The organism is Pelagibius sp. 7325 (assembly GCF_037652055.1).
Classification (GTDB): domain Bacteria; phylum Pseudomonadota; class Alphaproteobacteria; order Kiloniellales; family Kiloniellaceae; genus Pelagibius.
In genome coordinates this window covers 310361-334571 of record NZ_JBBKAH010000002.1, presented here as the reverse complement: position 1 = coordinate 334571, position 24211 = coordinate 310361, and the positions used below count along the sequence as shown (strand labels likewise).

The 24211-nt window shown below is 66.7% G+C and carries 26 protein-coding genes and 1 tRNA gene; 18 read left to right on the top strand and 9 right to left on the bottom strand.

Going from position 1 to position 24211, the window contains the following annotated elements:
• Nucleotides 1-81 precede the first annotated feature (81 nt).
• The 3 genes from WDC82_RS03525 to WDC82_RS03515 all read left to right on the top strand — a co-directional run bounded on the left by WDC82_RS03525 (nucleotide 82) and on the right by WDC82_RS03515 (nucleotide 2881).
• Nucleotides 82-600: a TRAP transporter small permease gene (locus WDC82_RS03525; RefSeq protein WP_340115869.1), complete on the top strand. Its 519-nt coding sequence runs from the start codon at nucleotides 82-84 to the stop codon at nucleotides 598-600.
• A 6-nt stretch (nucleotides 601-606) separates the two neighbouring features.
• On the top strand, nucleotides 607-1995 hold the full coding sequence (locus tag WDC82_RS03520) for a TRAP transporter large permease (RefSeq protein WP_340115868.1): 1389 nt from the start codon (nucleotides 607-609) through the stop codon (nucleotides 1993-1995).
• Between the two features lie 100 nt (nucleotides 1996-2095).
• Complete coding sequence (locus WDC82_RS03515) at nucleotides 2096-2881, top strand: IclR family transcriptional regulator (protein WP_340115867.1); 786 nt, start codon at nucleotides 2096-2098, stop codon at nucleotides 2879-2881.
• Nucleotides 2882-2887: 6 nt separating this feature from the next.
• On the opposite strand, the gene gluQRS is transcribed toward WDC82_RS03515, so the two are convergent.
• A complete protein-coding gene (gene gluQRS, locus WDC82_RS03510) occupies nucleotides 2888-3775 on the bottom strand; it encodes a tRNA glutamyl-Q(34) synthetase GluQRS (protein ID WP_340115866.1) in 888 nt (295 codons plus the stop codon).
• A 39-nt stretch (nucleotides 3776-3814) separates the two neighbouring features.
• On the opposite strand from gluQRS, the gene WDC82_RS03505 reads away from it, so the two are divergent.
• Genes WDC82_RS03505 through WDC82_RS03495 form a run of 3 tightly spaced genes read left to right on the top strand, consistent with a single transcriptional unit; the run spans nucleotide 3815 to nucleotide 5488 of the window.
• Nucleotides 3815-4471 (top strand): DNA-3-methyladenine glycosylase 2 family protein, encoded by a 657-nt coding sequence (locus tag WDC82_RS03505; protein WP_340115865.1) that lies wholly within the window; start codon nucleotides 3815-3817, stop codon nucleotides 4469-4471.
• 34 nt (nucleotides 4472-4505) lie between these two features.
• A complete protein-coding gene (locus WDC82_RS03500; protein WP_340115864.1) occupies nucleotides 4506-5210 on the top strand; it encodes an alpha/beta fold hydrolase in 705 nt (234 codons plus the stop codon).
• 35 nt (nucleotides 5211-5245) lie between these two features.
• The gene (locus WDC82_RS03495; RefSeq protein ID WP_340116977.1) at nucleotides 5246-5488 is read left to right on the top strand and encodes a hypothetical protein; all 243 of its coding nucleotides are present in this window, start codon (nucleotides 5246-5248) and stop codon (nucleotides 5486-5488) included.
• A 3-nt stretch (nucleotides 5489-5491) separates the two neighbouring features.
• Here the strand turns inward: WDC82_RS03495 and WDC82_RS03490 are convergent, their stop codons facing one another.
• Nucleotides 5492-7693, bottom strand: coding sequence for a methyl-accepting chemotaxis protein (locus tag WDC82_RS03490; protein ID WP_340115863.1), 2202 nt, complete (start codon nucleotides 7691-7693; stop codon nucleotides 5492-5494).
• A gap of 294 nt (nucleotides 7694-7987) precedes the next feature.
• On the opposite strand from WDC82_RS03490, the gene WDC82_RS03485 reads away from it, so the two are divergent.
• Nucleotides 7988-8548, top strand: a complete 561-nt coding sequence (locus WDC82_RS03485) for an HNH endonuclease (RefSeq protein ID WP_340115862.1) — start codon at nucleotides 7988-7990, stop codon at nucleotides 8546-8548.
• A 15-nt stretch (nucleotides 8549-8563) separates the two neighbouring features.
• On the opposite strand, the gene WDC82_RS03480 is transcribed toward WDC82_RS03485, so the two are convergent.
• Genes WDC82_RS03480 through WDC82_RS03465 form a run of 4 tightly spaced genes read right to left on the bottom strand, consistent with a single transcriptional unit; the run spans nucleotide 8564 to nucleotide 10490 of the window.
• Nucleotides 8564-8779 carry a hypothetical protein gene (locus tag WDC82_RS03480; protein WP_340115861.1) on the bottom strand — a complete coding sequence of 72 codons (216 nt, stop codon included), beginning with the start codon at nucleotides 8777-8779 and terminating at the stop codon, nucleotides 8564-8566.
• Between the two features lie 17 nt (nucleotides 8780-8796).
• Nucleotides 8797-9375 carry a demethoxyubiquinone hydroxylase family protein gene (locus tag WDC82_RS03475; protein WP_340115860.1) on the bottom strand — a complete coding sequence of 193 codons (579 nt, stop codon included), beginning with the start codon at nucleotides 9373-9375 and terminating at the stop codon, nucleotides 8797-8799.
• Between the two features lie 3 nt (nucleotides 9376-9378).
• Nucleotides 9379-9882 (bottom strand): disulfide bond formation protein B, encoded by a 504-nt coding sequence (locus WDC82_RS03470; protein WP_340115859.1) that lies wholly within the window; start codon nucleotides 9880-9882, stop codon nucleotides 9379-9381.
• 26 nt (nucleotides 9883-9908) lie between these two features.
• Nucleotides 9909-10490 (bottom strand): YqaA family protein, encoded by a 582-nt coding sequence (locus WDC82_RS03465; RefSeq protein ID WP_340115858.1) that lies wholly within the window; start codon nucleotides 10488-10490, stop codon nucleotides 9909-9911.
• A gap of 207 nt (nucleotides 10491-10697) precedes the next feature.
• On the opposite strand from WDC82_RS03465, the gene WDC82_RS03460 reads away from it, so the two are divergent.
• Nucleotides 10698-11102, top strand: a complete 405-nt coding sequence (locus tag WDC82_RS03460; protein WP_340115857.1) for a nuclear transport factor 2 family protein — start codon at nucleotides 10698-10700, stop codon at nucleotides 11100-11102.
• Nucleotides 11103-11246: 144 nt separating this feature from the next.
• Here the strand turns inward: WDC82_RS03460 and WDC82_RS03455 are convergent, their stop codons facing one another.
• The gene (locus tag WDC82_RS03455; RefSeq protein WP_340115856.1) at nucleotides 11247-11804 is read right to left on the bottom strand and encodes a cold-shock protein; all 558 of its coding nucleotides are present in this window, start codon (nucleotides 11802-11804) and stop codon (nucleotides 11247-11249) included.
• Between the two features lie 642 nt (nucleotides 11805-12446).
• Between WDC82_RS03455 and WDC82_RS03450 the strand changes: the two genes are divergently transcribed.
• The 4 genes from WDC82_RS03450 to WDC82_RS03435 all read left to right on the top strand — a co-directional run bounded on the left by WDC82_RS03450 (nucleotide 12447) and on the right by WDC82_RS03435 (nucleotide 15487).
• Nucleotides 12447-12533 (top strand) — tRNA-Leu (locus WDC82_RS03450).
• Between the two features lie 261 nt (nucleotides 12534-12794).
• Nucleotides 12795-13412 (top strand): GTP cyclohydrolase I FolE, encoded by a 618-nt coding sequence (folE, locus tag WDC82_RS03445; RefSeq protein WP_340115855.1) that lies wholly within the window; start codon nucleotides 12795-12797, stop codon nucleotides 13410-13412.
• Nucleotides 13413-13443: 31 nt separating this feature from the next.
• Nucleotides 13444-14265, top strand: coding sequence for an SDR family oxidoreductase (locus tag WDC82_RS03440; protein WP_340115854.1), 822 nt, complete (start codon nucleotides 13444-13446; stop codon nucleotides 14263-14265).
• Between the two features lie 130 nt (nucleotides 14266-14395).
• A complete protein-coding gene (locus WDC82_RS03435) occupies nucleotides 14396-15487 on the top strand; it encodes an ATP-binding protein (protein ID WP_340115853.1) in 1092 nt (363 codons plus the stop codon).
• Between the two features lie 83 nt (nucleotides 15488-15570).
• Here WDC82_RS03435 and WDC82_RS03430 read toward each other — a convergent pair whose 3' ends face one another.
• Both WDC82_RS03430 and WDC82_RS03425 read right to left on the bottom strand, forming a co-directional pair.
• Nucleotides 15571-16251, bottom strand: coding sequence for a response regulator transcription factor (locus WDC82_RS03430; RefSeq protein ID WP_340115852.1), 681 nt, complete (start codon nucleotides 16249-16251; stop codon nucleotides 15571-15573).
• A gap of 372 nt (nucleotides 16252-16623) precedes the next feature.
• A complete protein-coding gene (locus tag WDC82_RS03425) occupies nucleotides 16624-17007 on the bottom strand; it encodes a response regulator (protein WP_340115851.1) in 384 nt (127 codons plus the stop codon).
• A gap of 215 nt (nucleotides 17008-17222) precedes the next feature.
• Between WDC82_RS03425 and WDC82_RS03420 the strand changes: the two genes are divergently transcribed.
• The 6 genes from WDC82_RS03420 (at nucleotide 17223) to lspA (ending at nucleotide 24203) form a co-directional block, all read left to right on the top strand.
• Complete coding sequence (locus WDC82_RS03420; protein ID WP_340115850.1) at nucleotides 17223-17573, top strand: arsenate reductase; 351 nt, start codon at nucleotides 17223-17225, stop codon at nucleotides 17571-17573.
• A gap of 153 nt (nucleotides 17574-17726) precedes the next feature.
• Nucleotides 17727-19019, top strand: coding sequence for an MFS transporter (locus WDC82_RS03415; RefSeq protein ID WP_340115849.1), 1293 nt, complete (start codon nucleotides 17727-17729; stop codon nucleotides 19017-19019).
• A 206-nt stretch (nucleotides 19020-19225) separates the two neighbouring features.
• Complete coding sequence (locus WDC82_RS03410; protein ID WP_340116950.1) at nucleotides 19226-19729, top strand: MaoC family dehydratase; 504 nt, start codon at nucleotides 19226-19228, stop codon at nucleotides 19727-19729.
• A 102-nt stretch (nucleotides 19730-19831) separates the two neighbouring features.
• Nucleotides 19832-20806: a bifunctional riboflavin kinase/FAD synthetase gene (locus WDC82_RS03405; protein ID WP_340115848.1), complete on the top strand. Its 975-nt coding sequence runs from the start codon at nucleotides 19832-19834 to the stop codon at nucleotides 20804-20806.
• A gap of 29 nt (nucleotides 20807-20835) precedes the next feature.
• Nucleotides 20836-23691, top strand: a complete 2856-nt coding sequence (gene ileS, locus WDC82_RS03400; protein ID WP_340115847.1) for an isoleucine--tRNA ligase — start codon at nucleotides 20836-20838, stop codon at nucleotides 23689-23691.
• Between the two features lie 17 nt (nucleotides 23692-23708).
• Nucleotides 23709-24203: a signal peptidase II gene (gene lspA, locus WDC82_RS03395; RefSeq protein WP_340115846.1), complete on the top strand. Its 495-nt coding sequence runs from the start codon at nucleotides 23709-23711 to the stop codon at nucleotides 24201-24203.
• Nucleotides 24204-24211: the final 8 nt, after the last annotated feature.

The following is a 24211-nucleotide window of genomic DNA, read 5'->3' as shown; positions in this document are numbered from 1 at the left end:
GCGGGCCGGCGCGACACAGACCGGGCTGCTGGCGAAGCAGCGTCCCGCACGCGACAACAGGGTAGGCTGGCGAGAGTACAGATGGTGCTATTGCGGTGGCTCGACGCGAACGTCGAGAAGATCTTCATCCTGATCTGCTACGTGACCATGGCGGGCATCATCTTTGTTGAGGTGTTCCGTCGTTTCCTCTTCAACGAGCAGGTGCCCTGGAGCACCACGGTGCCTGTCTACCTGTTCTTGTGGATCGTCTGGCTGGGCTGCACCTACAACGTCAAGATCCGCGCCCATTTGCGCTTCGACGAACTGCGCCTGCGGCTGCCCTATGGCGGGCAGTTCGCCTGCCTCTGCCTCGATGCCGTGCTATGGATCACCTTTGCCGCCATCGTCATCACCTACACCACCGAGCAGGTGTGGCTGTCTTACGACAACTTCGCCATCGTCCAGGGGACCGACGACGTGATGCAGTGGTGGTTCTACCTCGCCACGCCCTTCGCCTGGAGCCTGCTGGTCTTCCGCGTGTTGCAGAACCTCTGGTCCGACTACGCCGACTTCCGTGCCGGGCGGCCGTTCAACCTGCACGCCAACATTTTCGGGGATTGAGGAGCCATGGACGGACTCTGGATCACCCTCATCTCGCTCGGCGTCACGGGTCTCTTCCTGCTCGGGGTGCCGATATTCCTGGTCATCGGCTTCTGGGTGGTCGGCGTCAGCCTAGTCATCGACTTCACCCTCGCCAACATCGGCGTGACGCTGTACGAGGGCCTCAACTTCTTCGGCCTCCTCGCGCTGCCGCTGTTCATCCTGACCGGCGACCTCATCAAGTCGGCCGGCATCGCCAAGCGCCTCTCCGATTTCGCCTACTCAATCCTCGGCTGGCTGCGCGGCGGTCTCGCCATGGCCTCGCTCGGCGCCTGCGGCCTCTTCGCCGCGATTTCCGGCTCCAACTCCGCGACCACCGCGACCATCGGCTCGATCATGCACCCGGAGATGGTCAAGGGCGGCTACGACAAGAACTTCGCCGCCGCCACCGCTGCGGCCGGCGGTACGGTCGGCATCATCATTCCGCCCTCGATCATCTTCATCGTCTACGGGTTCCTCATGAACCTGTCGATCAGCGATCTGTTCATCGGCGGCCTCATTCCCGGTTGCCTCATGGTCGTCGCCATGCAGACGGTGTGCTGGTTCATCTGCCAGCGTAACGGCTGGGGCCATCTCATCACCTTCCAGCTGCTGCGCAGCGCGAAGATGGCCGTCGGTGCATGGCTCGGCTTCTTCGCCATCCTGCTGGTCATCTGGGGCATCTATACCGGCGCCTTCTCGCCGACGGAGGCGGCGGGCGTCACCGCCGGTTTCTGCCTTCTGGTCGGCCTGATCATGTACCCCTTCGCCAAGCGCCTGCTGCCGGCCAGTGACGGCTCGCCGGGTGCCCTGCCGGACGATGCCGGCTTTCTGCAGCGCCTCCTCATCCCCGGCTTCAGCTTCGCCGAATTGCCCGGCGTCATCATGCGCTCGGGCCAGATCACCGGCTTGCTGGCGCCGCTCATCGCCGTCTCCGTGGTGATGCAGCAGCTGCTCTCGCTGCTCGGTGCCGATGCCTTCGTGACCGAGGCGCTGAGCGGTCTCGGCGGCTACTACGCGATCCTGTTCGCCTGCATGCTTATCGTGCTGCTGGCCGGCACGGTGCTGGAGTCGCTGCCCAACACCATCATCCTGGCGCCGATCCTGGCGCCCATTGCCGCCAGCATCGGCGTCGATCCGATTCACTTCGCCGTCATCTTCCTGGTCGGCGACGCCATCGGCTTCATCACGCCGCCCTACGGCCTCAACCTCTACGTCGCCAGCGGTATCACGGGCATCCCCTATTTCCGGCTGCTGAAGTACACCATGCCCTACCTTGGGGCGCTGATCGTCGCTTGGCTGCTGATTGCCTTCATCCCCGAGCTCTCCACCATCCTGCTGGTGAACAAGGGGGCCGGCGTCTACCAGTTGCAGTAGGGCAACTGCAGTAGGGTCGCTGTGGGAAGGGCCCAAAGCATATGTTGCCTCGCCGCTGGCAGGCATATAGCAGGAGGTACAGGAAGGGGAGGATCTAGCCTTGGCAAAGCCGACCGCGGCAAAATCGCGCTCAGCGCGGGTGCTGGAACTGCTCGAACTGGTGGCCGGCATGGACCGACCCGCCTCGGTGCAGGAGATCACCGAGCTTTCGGGCCTGCCGAAGGCGACGGCTTACCGCATCTGCGCCACCCTGGAGGCGGACGGCTACCTGCGCAAGGAGCTGGGCGGCCGCGGCCTGGTGGCCGGCCCGCGCCTCTTGGCCCTGGCGCAGAGCCTCATTGGCGGCGCCAGCCTGGCTGCCGCGCGCCACGCCATCCTCGCCGCCGCCGCCCGGCGCATCGGCGAGACCTGCAACCTCTCGATCCCCAAGGACGGCGAGATGGTCTATCTCGACCGCGTCGAATCGGAATGGCCCCTGCGCTTGCAGCTGCCGGTCGGCACGCGCGTGCCGCTGCACTGCACGGCCAGCGGCAAGCTGTTCCTCTCCAGCCTCCCACCGGCGCCGCGCGCGGCGGTGCTGCGCAGCCTGACCCTGAACGCCCCCGGACCGAACACCCTCACCGATCGTGACGACTTGAACACGGCGCTCGACACCATCCGCAAGACCCAGGTCGGCACCGATAACCAGGAGTTCCTGGAAGGCATGGTCGCGGTGGCCGTGCCGGTCACCGACGCGGCGGGGCGCTTCTTCGCCGCCCTGGCTGTCCATGCGCCGGTCATGCGGATGTCGCTCGACCAGGCGATGACCCACGTCCCCGTGCTGCGCGAGGCGGCCGCCCAACTCGCCGAACTCGGCGCCAGCGAAGCGGTGGCGGCAGAGGCGTAGCGCGCCTTAGTTTCCCGTCGGGATCTCCTCCAGGCCGATCAGCGCCACGACCGCCGCCGCGCTGCGGCCGGCTTCGCGCAGGGCACGGATCGAGAGTGCGTCGCTGCGCTTGGCGAGGCGCTGGCCGTGCTCGTCGGTGATCAGGCGGTGGTGGTGATAGTCGGGCACCGGCAGATCCAGCAGGGCCTGCAGCAGGCGGTGGACGTGGGTCGCCTCGAAGAGGTCCTCGCCGCGGGTCACCAGGGTGATACCCTGGGCGGCGTCGTCGACCACCACGCTCAGGTGATAGCTGGTGGCGATGTCCTTGCGGGCCAGCACCACGTCGCCCTGGGGACGCGGATCGCAGACCTGGAGGCCGCGCCCGCGATCGTGCCAGGTGAGCGGCCCGCCGTGGGCGGACTCCGCCGCTTCCACTGCCATTTCGACGTCGAGGCGTACCGCAAAGGGCGTGCCCGCCTCCTTGCGCGCCCTGCGCTCCGCTGCCGCGAGCCGGCGGCAGGTGCCGGGATAGAGGCTCTCCGCCGGGCCGTGCGGCGCCGCGCCGGCGCGGGCGATCTCGGCGGCGATCTCCTTGCGGGTGCAGAAGCAGGGGTAGACCAGCCCGCGCGCATCCAATGCAGCGAGGGCTCGTAAGTAGTCGGCCAGATGTTCGGACTGGCGGCGCACCGGTTGCTCCCAGGCGAGGCCCAGCCAGGCGAGATCCTCGAAGATCGCCGCCTCGTAGGCGGACCGGGCGCGGTCGGCGTCGATGTCCTCGATGCGCAGCAGCAAGCGGCCTCCCGCGCCGGCCGCCCGGGTGGCGAACAGTGCCGCGTAGGCGTGGCCCAGGTGGAGGTAGCCGCTGGGCGAGGGGGCGAAACGGGTGACGTTGGGGTTGGTTTCCGGGCGCGACATGCGATTGGCCGTAAGCCAAGCAGCGGTTAAAGTCCAGCGATGATCCCTGAACCTGTACCCGACGAGCGGCTGCGCCCGGCCCTGGAGGCGCTCGCCGCCGCCGACCCCGACATCGCCGAGGCCTACGGTCGCTGCGGCCTGCCGCCGGTGCGCGGCAGCGCGCCGGGCTTTGCCGGCCTGATCCGGATGATTGCCGGCCAGCAAGTCTCGGTGCAGTCGGCGGCGGCCATCATCGCGCGGCTGGAAGCGCGCGTCGAGCCGCTGACAGCGGATCGGTTCCTGACGCTCAGCGAAGACGACCTGCGTGCCGTGGGCTTCAGCCGCCCCAAGATGCGCTACGGCCGCATCCTGGCCGAAGAGATCGCCGGCGGCACGCTGGACATCGACGGTCTTGAGGCCCTCGACGACGCGGCGGTGCTGGCGGCGCTCACCCGCGTGAAGGGGATCGGGCGCTGGACGGCGGAAATCTATCTGCTGTTCGCCATGGGGCGGCCGGACGTCATGCCGGCGGGCGATCTCGCGCTCTGCGTCGCGGCGCAGCACCTGAAAAAGCTGGAGACCCGCCCCGATCCTAAGGTGATGACGGCGCTGGCCGAGGCCTGGCGGCCGCACCGCAGCGCCGCGGCGCGCTTTCTCTGGCACCTCTACCGCCATCCCGGTGTCGCCCTGGGGCGTTCCGTGAAGCGGACGGCGTGAATTTTTTGTCTCGATAGGGAAGGATTGGTCCGCAGTGAGTGACCTGATGCAACTGGAAGGCCCGCGACATGAGAGCTCGGGCAAGGCGCGTGCCCTGGTGGTGTTCCTGCACGGCCTGGGGGCCGACGGCAACGACCTCATCTCGCTGGCGCCTTTGCTGGCACCGCTGCTGCCCGATACCGCCTTCGTGTCGCCCCACGCCCCTTTTCCTTGTGACATGGCGCCGATGGGCCGCCAGTGGTTCAGCCTGCAGGACCGCGATCCCGAGGTGCTGCGGGAGGGCGTCGCCGGCGTGACACCCAGCCTCAATGCCTTCCTTGATGCCGAGTTGGAAAAACGGGGCCTGAGCGACGATCGCCTTGCCCTCGTCGGTTTCTCTCAAGGCACCATGACCGCGCTGCATACGGCGCTGCGCCGGCCGCGGGCCTGCGCGGTGGTGGTCGGCTTTTCCGGTGCACTGCTGACGCCCGAGATCCTGGGCGAGGAGATCGCCAGCCGCCCGCCGGTGCTGCTGGTTCACGGCGACGCCGATCCGGTGGTGCCCTTCGAGGCCATGGCGATCGCCGAAGAGGCGATGAGCCTGAACGGTGTGCCGGTCGCCGCCTATGCCCGCCCGGGCCTCGGCCACGGTATCGACCAGGAAGGTTTGCAGCTCTGCGCCGTCGCCCTGGTTCAGCACCTGTTTCCGGAAACCATGGCGGGTGCTGGGGACGCGGCAGGAACGAAATCCGGCTCCTGAACGTTTGGGGCAGTAAGAGAGGAGCCCTCCGCCCCATGCAGAAACCGAACCCCCTCTACAGCTGGGCCCTGCAGGCCCCGCCGCCGCTGCGCTGGAGCGTCGGCCTGCTGCTGATCGTGGGTGGCGTCTTCGGCTTTCTCCCCGTGCTGGGGTTCTGGATGATCCCGCTGGGCGTGCTGCTGCTGGCCGTCGGCTCTCCAAAGGTGCGCGAGACCGCCAAGGCGGCAATCCGCCGGGCGCGTGCGTGGGCAGCCCGCCTTACTTCTTCCCGAGGATAGCCCTCAAGCGGCCCGCATGGAGGAGAGGATGCGCTCGACCGAGCTGCGCAGGCGCTCGGCCTCCGACGACAGCGCCTCCGTTGCGCTCGACACCTGGCCGGCGGAGGCACCGGTCTCGGCAGCGGTTTCCGTCACGCCGTGAATGTTGCCTGTCACCCGCTTGGTCCCTTCGGCGGCTTCCTGCACGTTGCGGGAGATCTCCAGCGTGGCGGCGTTCTGCTCTTCCACCGCTGAGGCGATGCTGGCGCTGACCTGGCTGACGCGATCGATGGCGGCGCGCAGGTCCTCTATGGCGGCGACGGTTTGTTCGGTGGCGTGCTGCATGCTGCCGACCTGCTGAGAAATCTCCTCGGTCGCCTTGGCGGTCTGGGTGGCCAGCGACTTCACCTCGTTGGCGACCACAGCGAAGCCCTTGCCCGCGTCGCCCGCGCGCGCCGCCTCGATGGTGGCGTTGAGGGCCAGCAGGTTGGTCTGCTCGGCGATATCGTTGATCAGCTGCACCACGTCGCCGATCTTCCGGGCATCTTCCGAGAGGCCCTCCACAGTGGTGCCGGTGCGTTCGGCCAGCTCGACGGCCTCGCTGGATATCCCGGTCGACTGGCTGACCTGGCGGCTGATCTCCTCGATCGAACTGGCCAGTTCTTCGGAGGCCGAGGCGACAGTCTGGACATTGGCCGAAGCCTCTGCGGCGGCTGTCGCCACTTCGGTCGCCTGGGCGTCGGTGCGCTGGGCGCTCTTGTTAAGGCCCTTTGCGGCGGTCTGCATCTGGCCGACGGCGGCTGAGACTGCGTCGACCACGGACTTGATGCTCCCTTCCAACTCGTCGGCCAGCTTCAGGGTCGCCTGCCGCTTTTCCTGTTCGGCACGGGCGTCGCGCGCGGCCTGTTCGGCGGCCAGGCGGTCAGCCTCGATGGCGGTCTCCTTGAAGACCTGCACGGCAGCGGACATCTCGCCCAGTTCGTCGGTGCGTCCCTGGGCGGGGATGACGATCTCCTTGTTTCCGGCGGCGAGCTCGCGCATGGCACCAGTCATCGCGACGAGGGGCCGCACGATGCCGCGCGACAGCAGGTATCCGAGACCGGAGACGAAGAGCAGGGTGATCAGGGTCACGACCACGCTTCTGTCGCGCATCGCGGTGACACTGGCAAAGATCTCTTCGCTTTGGTCCTCTGCGATCAAAGCCCAGCGGGTGCCGAGGAAGTCGAGCGAACCATAGGCCGTGAGCGACTCGTGGCCGCTATAGTTGGTCAGTTCGGCGACGCCTTCCGCGCCGCTCAGCGCCTTGGCGACGGCGTCATTGTCGACCCGCTGCTTGAGAATCGTTGTTTCCTGGCTGAAACGTGAATCGCTGCGCATCAGCAGATCGCTGCCGACGATGAAAGACTGTCCGAGCTCGCCAAGTCCGGCGACGTCCTGCATCACGCCGTTCATCTTGTCGATCGGCATCTGGAAAGCGAGCACGCCGATCAGTACCCCATTCTTGTCCAGCAGGGGCGTGGCAATGAATCCGGCCGGTGCGTCGTTGCTCGGCGCGTAGGGGGCGAAGTCGAAGAAGGCTTGGTGGCCGATGGTCGGCTCGGCGACGGCGGCCCGGAAGGCATTGCCGAGGTCGCTGTCCTTCCATTCGCCGGTGATCACGTTGGTGGCGAAGTCGAGCTCCTTGAACACCGTGTAGACCACGTTCCCGTGCGGATCGAAGAGGAAGATGTCGTAATATCCGCGCTCGCGCAGGAAGCCGCGGAACCAGGGATGATAGTTGCCGTGGTAGATGCCGTAGAGCGAGCCGTCGTCGGCGGCATCGAGCTCTTCCTTGTGGCCGACCGGATGCGGGTTATCGGCAATGTAGGCCTGCTGCAGTCGGTCTTTTGCCTCCGGACCGAACTCCCCGTAGGCGGCGGCCAGATCCACCGCCGCGCGCTGGACCACCTCGTTGGAGGCCAGGGTGCGCAGGTCCTGGCGGATGGAGTCGAGGTAGTCCGTGAGGGCGGTGCGGCGCACCTGCATGAGGGCGGTCAGCTTCACTTCCGCCTCCCGGCGCATCGCCGAAGACGCTTCCAGGTAGCTCGCAAGACCGACCGCGATGGCGGACACCAGGGCCGTGGCGACGATGACCAGCGGCAGCTTCCGCGCAATCGTCAGCTTGCCGACGCGCCGGACCGGACTCCCTAGATTGTTGGTTTTGTTCGATCCGACGGGGGCGGGCATGATGAGAGGGGGTCTCCCTGCAAAGACACATTTATGGTGTAAATAGCTGCGACACTACTCTAGTGCTTTAAAGTTTAATTATTCGTATCAATATGATTAGGGTCCGCGGGTCGCCTTGGGCGGTGGCCCGCCAGCGGCCGGCGCCGGGGATGACGGTTGCATGAAATTTACCCCGACTGCCGGCGCCGCAATTCCCAATATCTTGTGTGTGGCGGCGGCATTTAGTATTTATAGCGCGTCCCTGGGCCTGGCATCCCAGTATGAGACGCGACGCAGAGGGAGGATGGACCGGACATGACCGGTGCCGCGCAAGCTTATCCGGCTCTCGTCCTCAACGCCGATTTCCGGCCGTTGAGCTACTTCCCCTTGTCCTTGTGGTCCTGGCAGGATTCCATCAAGGCGGTCTTCCTCGACCGGGTGAACATCGTCTCGGAATACGACACCGTGGTGCGCTCGCCCAGCTTCGAGATGAAGCTGCCCAGCGTCATCTCGCTGAAGCAGTACGTCAGCCTGGACCGCCGGCCCGCCTTCACCCGTTTCAACGTGTTCCTGCGGGACAGCTTCGAATGCCAATATTGCGGCGACGAACTGCCGGCGGAGGAGTTGACCTTCGACCACATCGTCCCACGCTCGCGCGGCGGCCGTACCTCTTGGGAGAACGTGGTGACCGCCTGCCAGGAGTGTAATCTGGTCAAGGGCAACCGTATGCTGAAAGAGAGCGGCATGTCGCTCTTGAGGCCGGTCGAAGAGCCTACGACCTACCAGCTGCAGGAGAACGGTCGCTGCTTCCCGCCAAACTTCCTCCACGAAAGTTGGCGGGATTTTCTTTACTGGGACAGCGAACTGGAGTCCTGAGCAGCCCGCCTCCTGTTACTGCCTCTTGCGCGGCTTTCCGGCCATGGTGGCTAGGGCGCAGCCCGCCAGGAAGGATAGCCAGAAGTAGATCAGGGCACTCTCGCTCAGCCAATTGATCGAGAATTCAGCGTCGTTCGGCAACCCTTCGCGCGCCAAGCCATTCAGCGTGAGCCAGAACACCAGCGCTCCAACGGAAATGACCACCCCCAGCAGGATCAGCACGATGCGCATAGTGCCTGCGGTGGATCTCAGAATCGTTCCGACAGCCAGATCGCCAGGCGCGAGCCGGCCTTAACCGCACCGGTCAGCAGCTCGTAGCCCGGCGTCTCCTCGGCGCCGTGCTGCAGGCCGATGTCGCGGTGCTCCAGCTCTTCCTGGCGGAAGGTCTCGATGGTGTCCTTGAGGTTGGCTTGGTCGTCGGCCAGTTCGGCGTGCTGGCCGGCATAGTGCTCGTCGATCACTTCTTCCACCGCGACGGTACAGGCCATGGCCGCCTTCTCGCCGAGCAGTGCGGTGGCGGCGCCCAGCGCGAAGCCGGCGACGTGCCACACCGGCTGCAGCGCGGTGGGGCGCACGCGGTTTTCCACCATCAGGTTCTCGAAGGTGCGCAGATGGTGCAGTTCCTGCTCGTGCATGTGCTTCAGGGTCGGCGCGCAGGCGCTCTTGCCCAGCACCGCCAGCTGGCCCTCGTAGATGCGCCGGGCGCCGTATTCGCCGGCATGGTCGACGCGGATCATGCGGGCCAGGCGCTCTTGCGCGTCGAGGTCGCCGGGCAGGCTGCGGTCGGCGCCGCTGTTGGGGTTTTTGTCCTGCGGGCTTTCGCTCATCGCTTAGCGTCCTTGCGTAGGCCGGAAGGCTGCCCAGAAGGTTAGCGCGGCGAGCAGGGCGTAGGCCAGGACGTTGTAGCCGGCCATGGAGACGCCGAAGAGCTCCCAGGGGATGCGGTCGCAGGGTGCGAAGGGCTGGTTCAGCAGGATCTCGCGGAGCTGCTCGACGGTGGCGTTCTCCGGCAGCTGCGGCGCATGGCATTGGGCGGTGCCCTGCCACCACTTCTGTTCGACGCCGACGTGGAAAACAGCGATGGCGATGCCCGCGGTGAAGGCGAGGCCGCTGCCGATCAGCGCCAGGCGGCGTCCGGCCGGCGCGGCAGCGAGCAGGAAGGCGAGCGCCGCCAGAGCCATCGCGGCGCCGTAGGCGTAGCGCTGGTAGATGCATAGCACGCAGGGATAGAGTCCGCCCCAGTACTGCGAGGCGAGCGCGGTGCCCAGGGCGCCGAGGCAGGCGGCAACGAGCAGCGCCGGCAGGGTGCGGGGATTGCGGAAGAGAGCGTCCATGGTGCGTCGACCGGCCTTTGTGGGGGCTAGAAGAGGTAGCGCAGAGCGACGAAGCCGCCGAGCAGCAGCACGAAGAAAAGAATGGTGAGCTGCGGCAGGTAGCGCTCGATGAAGCGGCGAATCGGTGGCCCGAAGTACCACAGCAGGGCGGCGAGCAGAAAGAAGCGGGCGCCGCGCGAGATCACCGAGGCGGTCATGAAGACACCGAAGTCCAGCTTCATGACACCAGAGGTGATGGTGATCACCTTATAGGGAAACGGCGTGAAGCCGGCGCCGGCGACGATCCAGGCGCCCCATTCCTCGTAGCGTGCCTGGAATTCCTCGAAGCGATCGAGGTAGCCATAGAACGCGACGATCGGCTGGCCGACGGTATCGAACAGCAGGGCGCCGATACCATAGCCGGCGACGCCGCCGGCCACCGAGGCGGCGGTGCAGACCGCGGCGATCAGCCAAGCGCGATCGCGCGCTGCCAGGATCATCGGAATCAGCAGCACATCCGGCGGGATCGGAAAGACCGAGGATTCGATGAAGGAGATGAAGGCCAGGGCCGCCAGGGCGTGGCGATGGGCCGCCAGGTCCATGGTCCAATCATAGAGTCGCCGCAGCACGTCCGATCAGACCCTTTCCTCATGCCGGCGCAATGGTTCCGGCCGCCCGTTGTTGTGCCGCCCGTTTAGCAGGGCCGCTTGACGGGGGCAAGCTTCCGGGGGCCAAGCTTCAGGGGGCCAAGCTTCAGGGGGGCGGCTGCCCGGCGATCATGCTAGGCTCCCGCCGGCCGGTGCAACGGTGCCGATGGATAACCGCTTCGGGAGCCCATGCAGGAACACGCCGAGATCCTTTTCGCCAACGAGGCCTTCTACTTCGCCTTCCAGCTGAAGGACATGGAGGCGATGGAGGCGCTCTGGGCACAGCGCGTTCCGGTGGCCTGCACCCATCCGGGCTGGCCTTCCTTAAGCGGGCGCGACCAGGTGATGCAGAGCTGGGCGGCGATCCTCAACAACCCCGACAACCAAGGCGTCGCCATGCGCGGCGCCAAGGCGCGGCGCTACGGCGAAACCGCCTTCGTCACCTGTTACGAGATGATCGGGGAAAGTCTGCTGGCGGCGACCAACGTCTTCGTGCTGGAGGACGGCGGCTGGAAGCTGGTGCATCACCATGCCGGCCCCTGCAACATGCCGCCGGCGGATTTGCCGGAAGAGGAGGAAAGCCGCCTCCAATAGCCGCCTCCTCGGCAAGGCCGGGAGGAAATCTCAAGGGACGCTTGAATGAGCCTTCCCTGATGTTCACCGGCGCCGGCAACCGGAATCGCATCGCCCTTCCGGCGGGCGCTTTCCGGCCTCATTTGCTGCCGTAGCCGCTGCTCCCTAGAGCAGTTCGACCTGCTCGGCCATCGGTCCCTTCTGACCCATGCGGCAGTGCAGCCGCACCCGCTGGTTCGGCTGCAAAGCGGGCAGACCGAAGCGCTCCAGCGTGCGGCCGGAGACGAAGATGTCTTTGCCGCCGTTGTCCGGGATGACGAAACCGAAGCCCTTTTCAGTATTGAAGAACTTCACGGTTCCTTCGATGACCTCGGTCGCGCCGGCCATGCCGCCGCCGTGGCCGCTGCTGTGGCCGCCGCCGCCGAAACTTCGTCCGGCGCTCGGGGCGGGCCCGGCACCGGCTTCCACGCTATGGATTTCGGCGACTTGCAGGCCTTTGCGGCCCTGCATCAGGTCGCAGACGATGGCTGCGCCTTCATACAGTTCACGATGGCCCGTGCGTTCGACCACGGAAATATGCAGAAAGGCGTCGGGGGCGCCCTCGCTCAGTTGTACGAAGCCGAAGCCCTTGGTCGCGTTGAACCACTTGACCACGGCCTTCACGTTACGGTGGGTGATTTCGTCCCTGTCGAAATCATGATCATTATTCATCACAACGGCCACTCCAAGACAAGCAAGGGAGACCCTTTCCTACGTCCTGCAGCCATCGCAATGTTGGGAAGCTCGGCGGCGGCCTTCCGCCCTGTCCGCAATCTCCGAACCCGTTCCCGTGAGAAACCGTGTCACATGCCCGGTAACTTGAACGCCGGCACCCAAAAGCGCCGGGTAACGACCATGCCGAGTGACTCACACGCCCGGTGAAGGCAAACCGGCGGGACCTGCCGTTCGTCCCGCTGTCGCGATGCCAGGTTCTTCCCTTTACGGCGCGGGGGGCGTGACCCCTCGCGCCCATCCACCATTAAGGTCCTACTCCGTGCTCTACCTAGCCTTCGTCCTCCAGGTCCGGGCGTCGGTCGGGGCGCCTTGTGGCCTTCTGCGGCCAGCCTGAGGGCCACGCTCGTCCAGTTTGGCACAACCTGATCGTCGCATACGGACGTTGCATTTAAACGTGTCTGCCAAGTCAGTGCTATAGAAATCCTTGTGAGCGGCCCGGCGGGCCGCCGGCCGGGGTGAGCGGCCCGGCGGACGCCAGCCGGGTCTCTTGGACAGCAGTCCCCGGTTGCCAAGCGCGCGGCCCCGGCTATGATGCGCTCCGGCCCGGAAACGGAGGCGCTGTGCCGCCCCGCCCGGGCTCCCCTCTTAGGGGCCCCTGTGGCGGAATTGGTAGACGCGACAGACTCAAAATCTGTTTCCCGCAAGGGAGTGCCTGTTCGAGTCAGGCCAGGGGCACCATCCAACGATCGCAAACATGGACAGGTTGGTTGTCCGCTTCTGCCGTGGTCGGCAAGCGAGCACCCGCGTGCAGCATGCTTGCTCCGAATCTGTGCAAGACCTGACCCCATGACTGTTTGCGCGGTTTCGGCGGCATGTCCGAGGCATGGGTGGTTCCCATCTCATCGTTTGCCTGTTCGGGCCGCGAGGCGCTTGGAATCTGGGGCCGATGGGCTATTTGTCCTGCGGGAGCGATTGAATGATGGGCTGGGGAGTATCAGCATGACGCGAAACATCGCCGGGGCGGCCGCGGCCACAGAGGCCGATCCCACGGGCCGGCCGAGCCGGGAGGAGGCCGAGGCTGCGGTGCGCACGCTGCTGCGCTGGGCCGGCGACGACCCGGCACGCGAGGGCCTGCTCGGCACGCCGGGGCGCGTCGCGCGCGCCTACGAGGAGTTCTTCGCCGGCTACTCCCAGGACCCGGTCGAGATCCTGCAGCGCACCTTCGAGGAGACCGGCGGCTACGACGAAATGGTGCTGCTGCGCGACATCCGCTTCGAGAGCCACTGCGAGCATCACCTGGCGCCGATCATCGGCGTCGCCCATGTCGCCTATATGCCCCGGCGCCGCGTCGTCGGCATCTCCAAGCTGGCGCGCGTCGTCGAGGTCTATGCCCGCCGCCTGCAGATCCAGGAGAAGATGACCGCTCAGATCGCCAATACCATCGACGACGTGCTGCAGCCGCACGGCGTTGCCGTGGTGATCGACGCCGCGCACCAGTGCATGACCACCCGCGGCGTGCACAAGCCGGGCGTCACCATGGTGACCAGCCGTATGCTGGGCGTGTTCCGCGACGATCCCAAGACGCGGCGCGAATTCCTCGGCATGATCGGCAGATAGCCGCCGATTTCGTCCTCTTCCCGGATTTCCCATGACCGCCACCGAAGACGCTTTTTCGCCGCCGCCGGGCCTTCTCCCGTTTAAGGGCCCGAATGCCGCGCTGGTGACCGGTGCCGCCCGCCGCATCGGCGCGGCGATGGCGCGCGACCTCGCGGCGCAAGGCTGGGCCGTGGCGCTGCACTACCAGTCCTCCCGGGACGAGGCCGAGGCCCTGGCAGCGGAGATCGCCGCTGCCGGCGGCCGCGCCGTCGCGCTGCAGGCCGACCTCGGCGACGAGGCGGCCGTGACGCCGCTGATCGACCGCGCGGCGGCGGCCCTCGGCCCGCTGGGCCTGCTGGTCAACAATGCCTCGATCTTCGAGTTCGACGACCACGCCAGCTGCGACCGCGCGAGCTGGGACGCGCACCTCGAGGTCAATCTGCGCGCGCCCTTCGTGCTGACCCAGCGCTTCGCCGCAGCGCTGCCGGCGGAGGCCAAGGGCCTGGTGATCAATCTGCTCGACACGCGGGTGTGGAACCTGGCCCCGGGATATCTCAGCTACACCCTTTCCAAGGCCGGGCTGTGGACCTTGACCCAGACCTTGGCGCAGGCGCTCGCGCCGCGCATCCGGGTCAACGCCATCGGCCCCGGCCCCACACTGCCCTCGCGCGGCCAGAGTGACGCCGATTTCGCGGCGCGGCGTGCCGGCTTGCCGCTGGGCGACGGCGCCAGCCCGGCGGAGATCGCCCAGGCGTTGCGCTTCATCATCGCCAGCCCCTCGATGACCGGGCAGATGATCGGCCTCGACGGCGGCGATCATCTCAGCCACAACCGGCCGGCTGCCGGCACCTCGCGGCCCGAAGGCAACCATTGACGGGCGCGTTGCTGCCGCGCGAAAGGACATAGCGTTTCACCCCTTCGCCGATCGGCTTATGCTGGCAGCGCGTGAGCGGGGCTTCCGGCCTTGTGTCGGAGCTTGGGGACCATGGCAAGGGAGGGCTGACTTGGACCGGCCGGGCAAAGGGCATTCGCGAGGCCTGTTCCTGGATGCCGAGCATCAGCTGCGCCAGCCGCTGAATGCCCTCAGCCTGCTGATCGGAGAGCTGCGCCAGGGGCCCGACCAGCATGAACTGACGCTCATCGCCGATGACATGCGCTATGCCGTGGCCCTCTCGAACGCCTGGCTCGAATCGCTGGCCAACGTCGAGCGTGCGCGTCAGGGTCTGCTTTCCTTGCAGGTCGAGGACGTGCCGCTGCGCACGCTGTTCGACCGGTTGCGCGAAGACTTCACGCCGCACTTCACCGGACTGGGCCTCACTCTCAAGGTGGCGCCGACCCGTGCCGTGGTGCGCGCCGACCCGGTGGTCCTCCGCAACCTCCTCGCCATCCTCCTCGACAATGCCGCCAAGTTCACCCGCGAGGGCAAGGTGCTGCTAGGCTGCCGGCGCGACTGCAGCCGCTGGCGCATCGAGGTCTGGGACAGCGGCCTCGGCATCGCCGAGAACCAGTTGAAGCATCTCTTCGAGCCGTTCTTCCGTTTAGAAAACGAAGTGCGGCCGCGCGAGCGTGGCCTCGGTCTGGGGCTGACCTATGCCCGACAGCTCGCCGAACTGGCCGGTGACCCGCTGACGGTCGCCTCTACGCTCGGCAAGGGATCCTGCTTCGCTTTGTCGGTACCGCGTGCGGATGAGGCGGCGGCCGGCGCGGTGGAAACCGCCGGCAAGCCGGCGGAGCCGCTCGACGCCGCCGTCGGCAATCCCCTGGCGGGGGCCGACGTGGTGGTGCTGGAAGGGGTGGACGCGCCGGCGCTGCAGGCCTGTCTGGAAGGTTGGGGCGCCAAGGTGCATGTGGTGCCGCCGGCCGGCCTGGCGGTGGCCCTGGAGCGTGACGGTGCCCTGGTGATCGCCGACCGGGCGGCCTTCGATGCCGGGGCGCGCTGGGATGTGCCTGCCGATGGCGGGCCGCCGGTCATCCTGCTTGCCGATGCGCCGTTGGTGCCGGGCGATCCTCTCGCTGCCGTCGCGCAGGTGCTGCTCCGGCCGGTCAGGCCGGCGCGCCTGCGCGCGCTTTGCCACTACGTGCTGTCGCGCCGTTAGCCGGCACCAGCCTGGCCGGCAAAGAAAAGGGCCGCGCACCCGATGGCGCGCGGCCCTTGTCGATGGCTTCTTGCGGCGGCGGCTTAGAAATTGGCCGCTTCGGCCTCTTCCATCGCGCGGACCTGCGCAGCGGCGCTGATGGCCGCCTGGGTGCGGCTGTCGAGGTTCAGCCGCTTCACGATGGCGGAGACGTGCACCCGCACGGTGTGCTCTGAAAGGCCGAGGGACTCGGCCACTTGGGCATTCGACATGCCCTGGCCGAGATATTTGTAGACCTGCAGCTGGCGCTTGGTCAGCGCGTTGGCGACATCCTCCAGCGACTTCTCGCTGCCGAAGCCGTAGACCGGCGCTTTCTTGGCCGGGTTACGCTGCTCCAGCAGCCGGCGCGGGAAGGCGACGCCGCCGGAGAGCACCGTCTGCAGCGCGGACTCGATCTCGTCGGCCTGAGCCGATTTCGGGATGTAGCCCATGGCGCCGGCTTCGATGCAGCGCAGGATCTCGTCACGGTCCTCGATGGCTGACATGACGACCACCGGCACCTGCGGCAGGCACTCACGCATTGCGCGAAGGCCTTCGAAGCGCTTCATGCCGGGCATCAGCAGGTCGAGCAGGATCAGATCCAGGTCGGGGTTGCCGGACGCGATCTCGAGAGCCTGCCGAAAGTCCGCCGCTTCGAGCAGCTCGCTGCCAGGCTCCAGCCGGTCAATCAGATGCTTCGCGGCGCTGCGTGTAATCCAGTGATCGTCGGCGTAGAGGACCTTCATGTTTTAGAGAACCCTGAAATTCGTTGCATCTTCCGGTCATCGACGGGCCGGATTTCATTGGCACCGGGCATCAGAATTTTCCCCGAATTGATCTTGAGCCAATCCATTGGCCGCCGAAGGTTCGAACGACACAACATGAATCAGCATAGCATCTGACGCCCCTGTACGACTGGTATATTCCGAATTTTCGCTGGCTTTTCAACTACAAAACGAGTGCCGCCGGGGCTGTCGTTGGGTCGAGAACAGCTGGAAATTGCTTATCAGCTACCGCGACTTCCAGGCTCGGTGCGAATTCAATCCCAGTCAAACACACCCATAGATTGTAATTTAGTAAGAAGTTGGTCCGAAAGGCTGGTGATCTGCACGAATTGATTAGACAGGACCGGTGAGCGCGTCGAGAAATTTATCCACATTTACCGGCTTGCGCAGCAGGACGAAGCCGGCGCGGCGGACGTCCTCCGCGACTTCCTTGGAAAGATCGCCGGTGATGATGAGGCCGCGCAGGGGCTTCGCAGTCGCGGCGCGGACCGCGGCGCGGACTGCGGCGGCGGCGCTCAGGCCGTCTTCCTGGGGGCTCAGCCAGTAGTCCGCGATGATGCAACTCGGGGTTAAGTTTCTTGCGGCGGCGGCTTCCAAGGCCTCGCTGCTGCTGGTGCCGATCACCACCTCGGCGCCGAAGCGGCGCAACATGCGCTCGGTCGCCCGGCGGATCAATTCGTCGTCCTCCAGCAGGACGATGACCTGCCCGGCCAGCATGGTCCTGCAGTCAGTCTCGGATTGTGTCTGGGCGGCATTCATTCCGCCTAGAGAAGGCCTGCCGGTGCGCTCTGTCAACCGTCCTAAAGGGCTGCCGACGGAGTGGCCCGAAGGGGGCATGCCGGCAGACAGGGAGCAGACAGGGAAAGGGGGTCGACGCGGCGCCCTGTGCTCGGCTATAGGGCAAGTCCTGATTGGAGGGGAGCATTGCACGGGTGATTGTCATCTACGGCCTGAAGAATTGTGACAGCTGCCGCAAGGCGGTGAAGCTGCTGGAGGCAGGCGGGCGGCCCTTCCGCTTTCACGACCTGCGCGCCGACGGCCTGCCGCGCGAGCGCTTGGGCTCTTGGCTCGCTGCGGCGGGCTGGGAGGTCCTGTTGAATCGGCGCAGCACCACCTGGCGCGACTTGCCGGAGGCGGAAAAGGCCGGCCTGGATGCTGCCAAGGCCGCCCGGCTGCTGGAACGCCACCCCACACTCGTCAAGCGGCCGGTCGTGGAGGCAGGCGACCGCCTGTTGGTCGGCTTCGGGCCGGACGAGCAGGCGGCCCTGAAGGCGCTGGCATAGGCCTGCCGCCGAACGCGCCCGTCCGCGCCTAGGGGCGGCGCAAATCCGCTAGCGGTGCCGTCGGGCGGCGTTGCATAACCGGAGAGCGCCACGTAAACGGGCCGGCTGGAACGGGCCGGCTGGTCCGTTACCCTTTCCCTGAACAGGTCTTGCATGCTGGTAGCCGTCAAATCCGCTTGGGCGCTCTTCGTCGGGCTCGGCATGCTGATGCTTGGCAACGGCCTGCAGAACTCGCTGCTCGGCATCCGCGCCGGCCAGGAAGCCTTCTCTACCGAGGCGACGGGCCTGATCATGGCCAGCTACTACGTCGGTCTTCTTGTCGGTGCCCTGGTAACGCCCAAGGTGGTTGGCAACGTCGGCCACGTGCGCGTATTCGCCGCTCTCGCTTCCACGGCTTCCACCGCTGCACTGCTCCATGCGGTCTTCGTTGACCCCTGGAGTTGGAGCGCGATGCGCATGGTCACCGGCTTCTGCTACGCCGGCCTCTACGTGGTTGCCGAATCCTGGCTCAACGACCGCGCCACCAACGAAACCCGAGGCACTCTCCTGTCGGTTTACATGCTGGTGGTTCTGGGCGGCCTGGCTGCCAGCCAGTTCTTGTTGAACCTCGCCGACCCCAACAGCTTCGTCCTGTTCGTGGTGGCCTCGGTGCTGGTCTCCATGGCGCTGGTGCCGATCTCAGTCTCGGTCGCGCCGACGCCTGACTTCACCGCGCCGGAGCCGCTCGGCCTGCGCGCGCTCTACCGGACCTCGCCGCTTGGCATGATTGGCGCCATGGGTACCGGCATGGCCAACGCGGCGATCTACGCCATGTCGGCAGTCTATGCCGGCGCGGTCGGCCTCAGCGTGCCGCAGATCGCCGTCTTCGTCAGTGCCAGCATTCTCGGCGGCATGGCCTTCCAGTGGCCAATCGGCCGCCTGTCGGACAAGCTCGACCGCCGCCGCGTGCTCACCGGCGTCACCTTCGCCGGCGCGCTCGCAGCTGTGGCCGCCAGCTTCGCCGCCGGCCAGGCCGGCAGCGGCGAACCCATCGCTCTCTATGCCATGATGTTTCTGCTGGGCGGCATGAGCCTGCCCATGTACTCGCTGTGTATCGCCCACACCAACGACTACCTGACCCCCAAGCAGATGGTCTCCGCCAGCGGCACCTTGATGATGGTCGGCGGCGCCGGGGCGGTCTTCGGGCCCATCGCGGTATCGCTGCTGATGCGCCAGATGGGTGGCGAGGGCTTCTTCATCTGTATCGGGGCGGTGCATGCCGCCATCGGCATCTTCGCCCTCTATCGCATGCTGCGCCGGGCGCCGCTACCGCTGGAGGAGCAGGGCGCCAGCGTGCCGGTGGCCTCGACTGTCAGCGCCCCCACCGCGACCCTGCCGGTGGAGGCGATCCGCGACCAGATGGACCGCGACCTGGCCGCCATGGCCGGCCCGCTTCGCCGCCGCTAGCGTTCTTTTTGCGCCGCGCAACCAACGCCCGACCCGCGCGTTCCCGTAAGGCAAAAATTCACCAAAAAGTGCCAGAGTCCGGCTTGTTCGCGACTGCAAAATCGCACTTGCGAATGGGGGAGTGGTCCCCTAGAGTAGCAACAATAAAATTACCCGGTCAGTTCTCTGATCGTAAGATAATTACAGTGGCGGAGAGAGTCGATCCGATGCAGGAAAAGCACGGCTACTTCCTCGAGGACCTCACGGTCGGCATGACGGCGGTCTTCGGGAAGACGGTGACGGAAGCCGATATCACCATGTTTGCCGGCATTTCCGGCGATACCAACCCGGTTCACCTGGACCAGAGCTTTGCGGAGAAGACCATGTTCGGCGGGCGCATCGCCCACGGCATGCTCTCGGCCAGCTTCATCTCGACGGTCTTTGGCACCCGCCTGCCGGGCCCCGGCTGCATCTACCTGCGCCAGGATCTGCGCTTCAAGGCGCCGGTGAAGATTGGCGACACGGTGGAGGCGCGGGTCACGGTGAAGGAGATCCAATCGGAGAAGAAGCGGGTGGTCTTCGACACCGTCTGTACCGTCGGGACCACGGTGGTGCTGGAGGGCGAGGCGACCCTGATGGTGGCCAGCCGCCAGGACATGGCCGGCACCCCCGGAAACGATCGGGGCGCCGGGAACAAAGCCGCAGCGAAAGCCCCCCAGGCCGCCGAATGAGTGCCGGCTGAGCCGCCGCCGCGCCGCGCTGCCCCCAAGGCGTTGCGGCGCAAGCTTCTTTCGTTGACAGACCCCGCCGAAGGCGTCAGACCAGCCGGTCTTATGGCTATTTTCCGGCATACCCAGGACCTTCCCGCCGCCGTCCGCGGCGCGGTGGTGGTCATCGGCAATTTCGACGGCGTGCATCGCGGCCACCAGCTGCTGCTGGCCGATGCGCGCAGCCAGGCGGATGCCCTGGGCGTGCCCCTCGCGGTGCTGACCTTCGAGCCGCACCCGCGCAGCGTCTTTCTGCCGGACCAGCCGCCCTTTCGCCTGACCTCCCTGCGCGCCAAGGCACACGCCTTGCAGGACGCCGGCGTCGACGACCTCTTCGTGCTGCACTTCGACCGCGCCTTTTCGCTGAAGCCGGCCGAGGCCTTCGTGCAGGACATCCTGGTCGGCGATCTGGCGGCGCGCCACGTGGTGGTCGGTTGGGATTTCTGCTTCGGCCACAAACGGGCCGGCAATGCCGCGCTCTTGAAGTCGATGGGCGCCCAGCACGGCTTCGGCGTCACTGCCGTGGACCCGGTGATGACCGGCGAAGGTGAGGTCTATTCCTCTTCCATCATCCGCACCCACCTGCGCGAAGGACGCCCGGCCAAGGCCGCCGAGCTGCTGGGCCGTCCCTGGGAGATCGAGGGCCGGGTCGAGCGCGGCGAGCAGCGCGGCCGCACCATCGGCTTTCCCACCGCCAACATGGGCCTCGGCGAGTTCCTCTGCCCGGCGCTCGGAGTCTACGCGGTGTTGGCCGGGCGCGATCCCGGCGTCGAGCACGGCGGCGAGACCCGCTGGCTGCCGGGCGTCGCCAATCTTGGCCACCGCCCCACGGTGGCCGGCGAGGGCGTCCGCCTGGAGGTGCATATCTTCGATTTCGCAGGCGACCTCTATGGCGAGATGCTGCGGGTGCGCCTGATCGACTTCCTCCGGCCGGAAAAGAAGTTTGACGGCCTTGAGGCTTTGCGGGCACAAATCGCCCTCGATTGCGGCCAGGCCCGCGAGATCCTGGCCGACACCCCCTTTGCCTTGCCCGGGGCCTGACCCGGGCCAAGCGTGAGAAGAGCCACGGCATGACCGTCGACTACCGATCCACCGTCTTCCTGCCGAAGACCGACTTCCCGATGCGCGCGGGCCTGGCCGAGAACGAGCCGAAGACCCTGCAGCGCTGGAGCGAGATGGAGCTCTTCACGCAGCTTCGCGCGGTTTCCCAGGGCCGCGAGAAATTCATCCTGCACGACGGCCCGCCCTACGCCAACGGCCACCTGCATATCGGCCACGCGCTCAACAAGATCCTCAAGGACCTCATCAACCGCGCCCACCAGATGCTGGGCAAGGATGCCCATTACGTCCCCGGCTGGGATTGTCACGGCCTGCCGATCGAATGGAAGATCGAGGAGCAGTACCGCGCCGCCGGCAAGGACAAGGACGCCGTGCCGGTCGTCGAGTTCCGCCGCGAGTGCCGCGAATTCGCCGAGAAATGGGTGAAGATCCAGACCGAGGAGTTCAAGCGCCTGGGCGTGATCGGCAACTGGCAGCGCCCCTACACCACCATGTCGTTCGACGCCGAAGCGCAGATCGTGCGCGAGATCGGCAAGTTCCTGCTGAACGGCGGCATCTACAAGGGCTCGCGCCCGGTGCTGTGGTCGGTGGTCGAGAAGACGGCGCTCGCCGATGCCGAGGTCGAGTATCACGACCACACCTCGACCACCATCTGGGTGCGCTTCCCGGTGGCCAAGAGCGCGAACCCGCTGCTCGACGGCGCCGCCGTGCTGATCTGGACGACCACGCCCTGGACCATTCCCGGAAACCGCGCGGTCGCCTATGGCGAGGAGATCGCCTACGGCGTGTTCCGTGTCGACGCGGTGGCGGAAGGCAGCGCCGCGATCCCCGGTGAGAAGCTGGTGCTGGCCAAGGACCTCGCCGAGCAGGTGAAGGCCGATGCCAAAATCGATTCCTGGACGCTGCTGGGCGAGGCCGGTGATCTGGCCGGCACCGTGGTCGCGCATCCCTGGCGCGGTGCGCCGGAAGCCGGCGGCGGCTACGATTTCGACGTGCCGGTGCTGATGGGCGACTTCGTCACCACCGAGCAGGGCACCGGCTTCGTGCACATCGCCCCGGGCCACGGCGCCGACGACTGGGCGCTGGGCCTGAAGCACGGCATCGAGATTCCGCAGACGGTCGATGGCGCCGGTCATTTCTACGACCATGTACCGCTTCTGGCCGGCGCGGTGGTCTACGACGCCGACGGCAAGCCGGGCGATGCCAACGGCAAGGTCATCAAGTGCCTCGTCGAGGCCGGGCGCCTGCTGCACAAGGGCAAGCTGAAGCACAGCTATCCGCATTCCTGGCGCTCCAAGGCGCCGCTGATCTTCCGCAACACCTCGCAGTGGTTCATCTCCATGGAGACGAACGAGCTGCGCGGGAAGGCGTTGAAGGCGATCGACGACACGCGCTTCGTGCCGGGCACCGGGCGCAACCGCCTGCGCTCGATGATCGAGCAGCGCCCCGACTGGTGCATCTCGCGCCAGCGGCTGTGGGGCGTGCCGTTGCCGATCTTCGTCGACAAGAGGACCGGCGAGCCGCTGCGCGACGCCAAGGTGATCGAACGCGTCGCCGAGGCTTTCGCGGCCGAAGGCGGTGATGCGTGGTTCGCCAGCGACCCGCAGCGCTTCCTCGGCAACGACTACAGCGCTGGTGACTTCGAGCAGGTGACCGATGTGGTCGAGGTGTGGTTCGATTCCGGATCGACCCACGCCTTCGTGCTGGAGGCGCGGCCCGAGCTGAAGTGGCCGGCCGACCTTTACCTGGAGGGCTCCGACCAGCATCGCGGTTGGTTCCATTCCTCGCTCCTGGAGTCCGCCGGCACGCGCGGACGTGCGCCCTATGACGCCGTGCTGACGCACGGCTTCATCCTGGAGGAGCAGGGAAAGGAGAAGATGTCCAAGTCGAAGGGCAACGCTCTCTCGCCGCAGGACGTGGTCGACAGCCAGGGCGCGGACATCCTGCGTCTCTGGGTGGTCGCCTCCAACTACGAGGAAGACCTGCGCTTCGGTCCCGATATCCTCAAGCACCAGGGCGACGCCTACCGCCGCCTGCGCAACACCCTGCGTTACCTGCTGGGCAACCTCGACGGTTTCGAGGAGAGCGAGCGCGTGGCGGCTAAGGACATGCCGGAGCTGGAGCGTTGGGTGCTGCACCGACTCGCCGAGTTGGATGCCCAGGTGCGTAAGAACGTCGAGGACTTCGACTTCCACGCCCTCTACCAGGCGGTCTATACCTTCTGCGCGGTCGACCTCTCCGCCTTCTACTTCGACGTGCGCAAGGACGTCCTGTACTGCGACCGTCCGGACGCGCTGCGCCGGCGCGCCTGCCGCACGGTGCTGGACGAACTGTTCTCCTGCCTCACCGCTTGGCTCGCCCCGATCATCTGCTTCACGGCGGAGGAGGCCTGGTGGGCGCGCGGCACCGGCAAAGAGCCCTCGGTGCATCTGCGCACCTTCCCGGAAGTGCCGGCCGAGTGGCTCGACAAGGAGCTGTCGGCCAAGTGGGCCAAGGTGCGCGAGGTGCGCCGCGTGGTGACCGGTGCGCTGGAGGTCGAGCGCGCGGCCAAGCGGATCGGCTCCAGTCTGCAGGCCCACCCGGTGGTCCATATCGAGCGCCCGGAACTGATGGATGCCGTCGCCGCGGTGGACTTCACCGACGTGGCCATCACGTCCGACATCACGTTGACCGATGCGGCCGCGCCCGCTGGCGCCTTCCGCCTGCCGGAGGTTGCCGGAGTCGCCGTGGTCGCCGCCACGGCCGAGGGCGAGAAGTGCGAGCGCTGCTGGAAGGTTCTGCCCGAAGTCGGCAAGGTGGCAGAGGCGCCTGAAACCTGTTCGCGCTGCGCCGATGCGGTGCAGCACTTGGGCGCTGCGGCGCAGTAGCCGCCGCCCCGAACCCGATGCAAAGCGCGCTCTACCTCGCCACCGCCGTCCTGCTGGGCGATCAGATCAGCAAGTGGGTCATCCTCAAGGTGGTGATGCAGCCGCCGCGGGTGATCGAGGTCACCGGCTTCTTCAACCTGGTGCTGACCTACAACACTGGCGTCAGTTTCGGCATGTTCCAGGGCGATGCCGCCTGGAAGCCGTTCTTGCTCATCGCGGTGAACGTCATCGTCTCCCTCGGCCTCTTGGTCTGGCTCCGCAAGGAGAGCCGTGCCGGAACCGGCGCGGGCCTGCTGCCGGTTGCCGTCGGCCTGGTGGTCGGCGGGGCGCTGGGCAATGCCGTCGACCGCCTCTACCTACCGGGGGTCGCGGATTTCCTGGACTTCCACCTCGCCGGCTGGCACTGGCCGGCCTTCAACCTTGCGGACAGCGCCATCGTCTGCGGTGTTGTCCTGATCGTTGCGGATGGGTTGTTCCAGCCGGGCAGGCGGAGTAAGAAGGGGCGGGGATAGGGAGGACG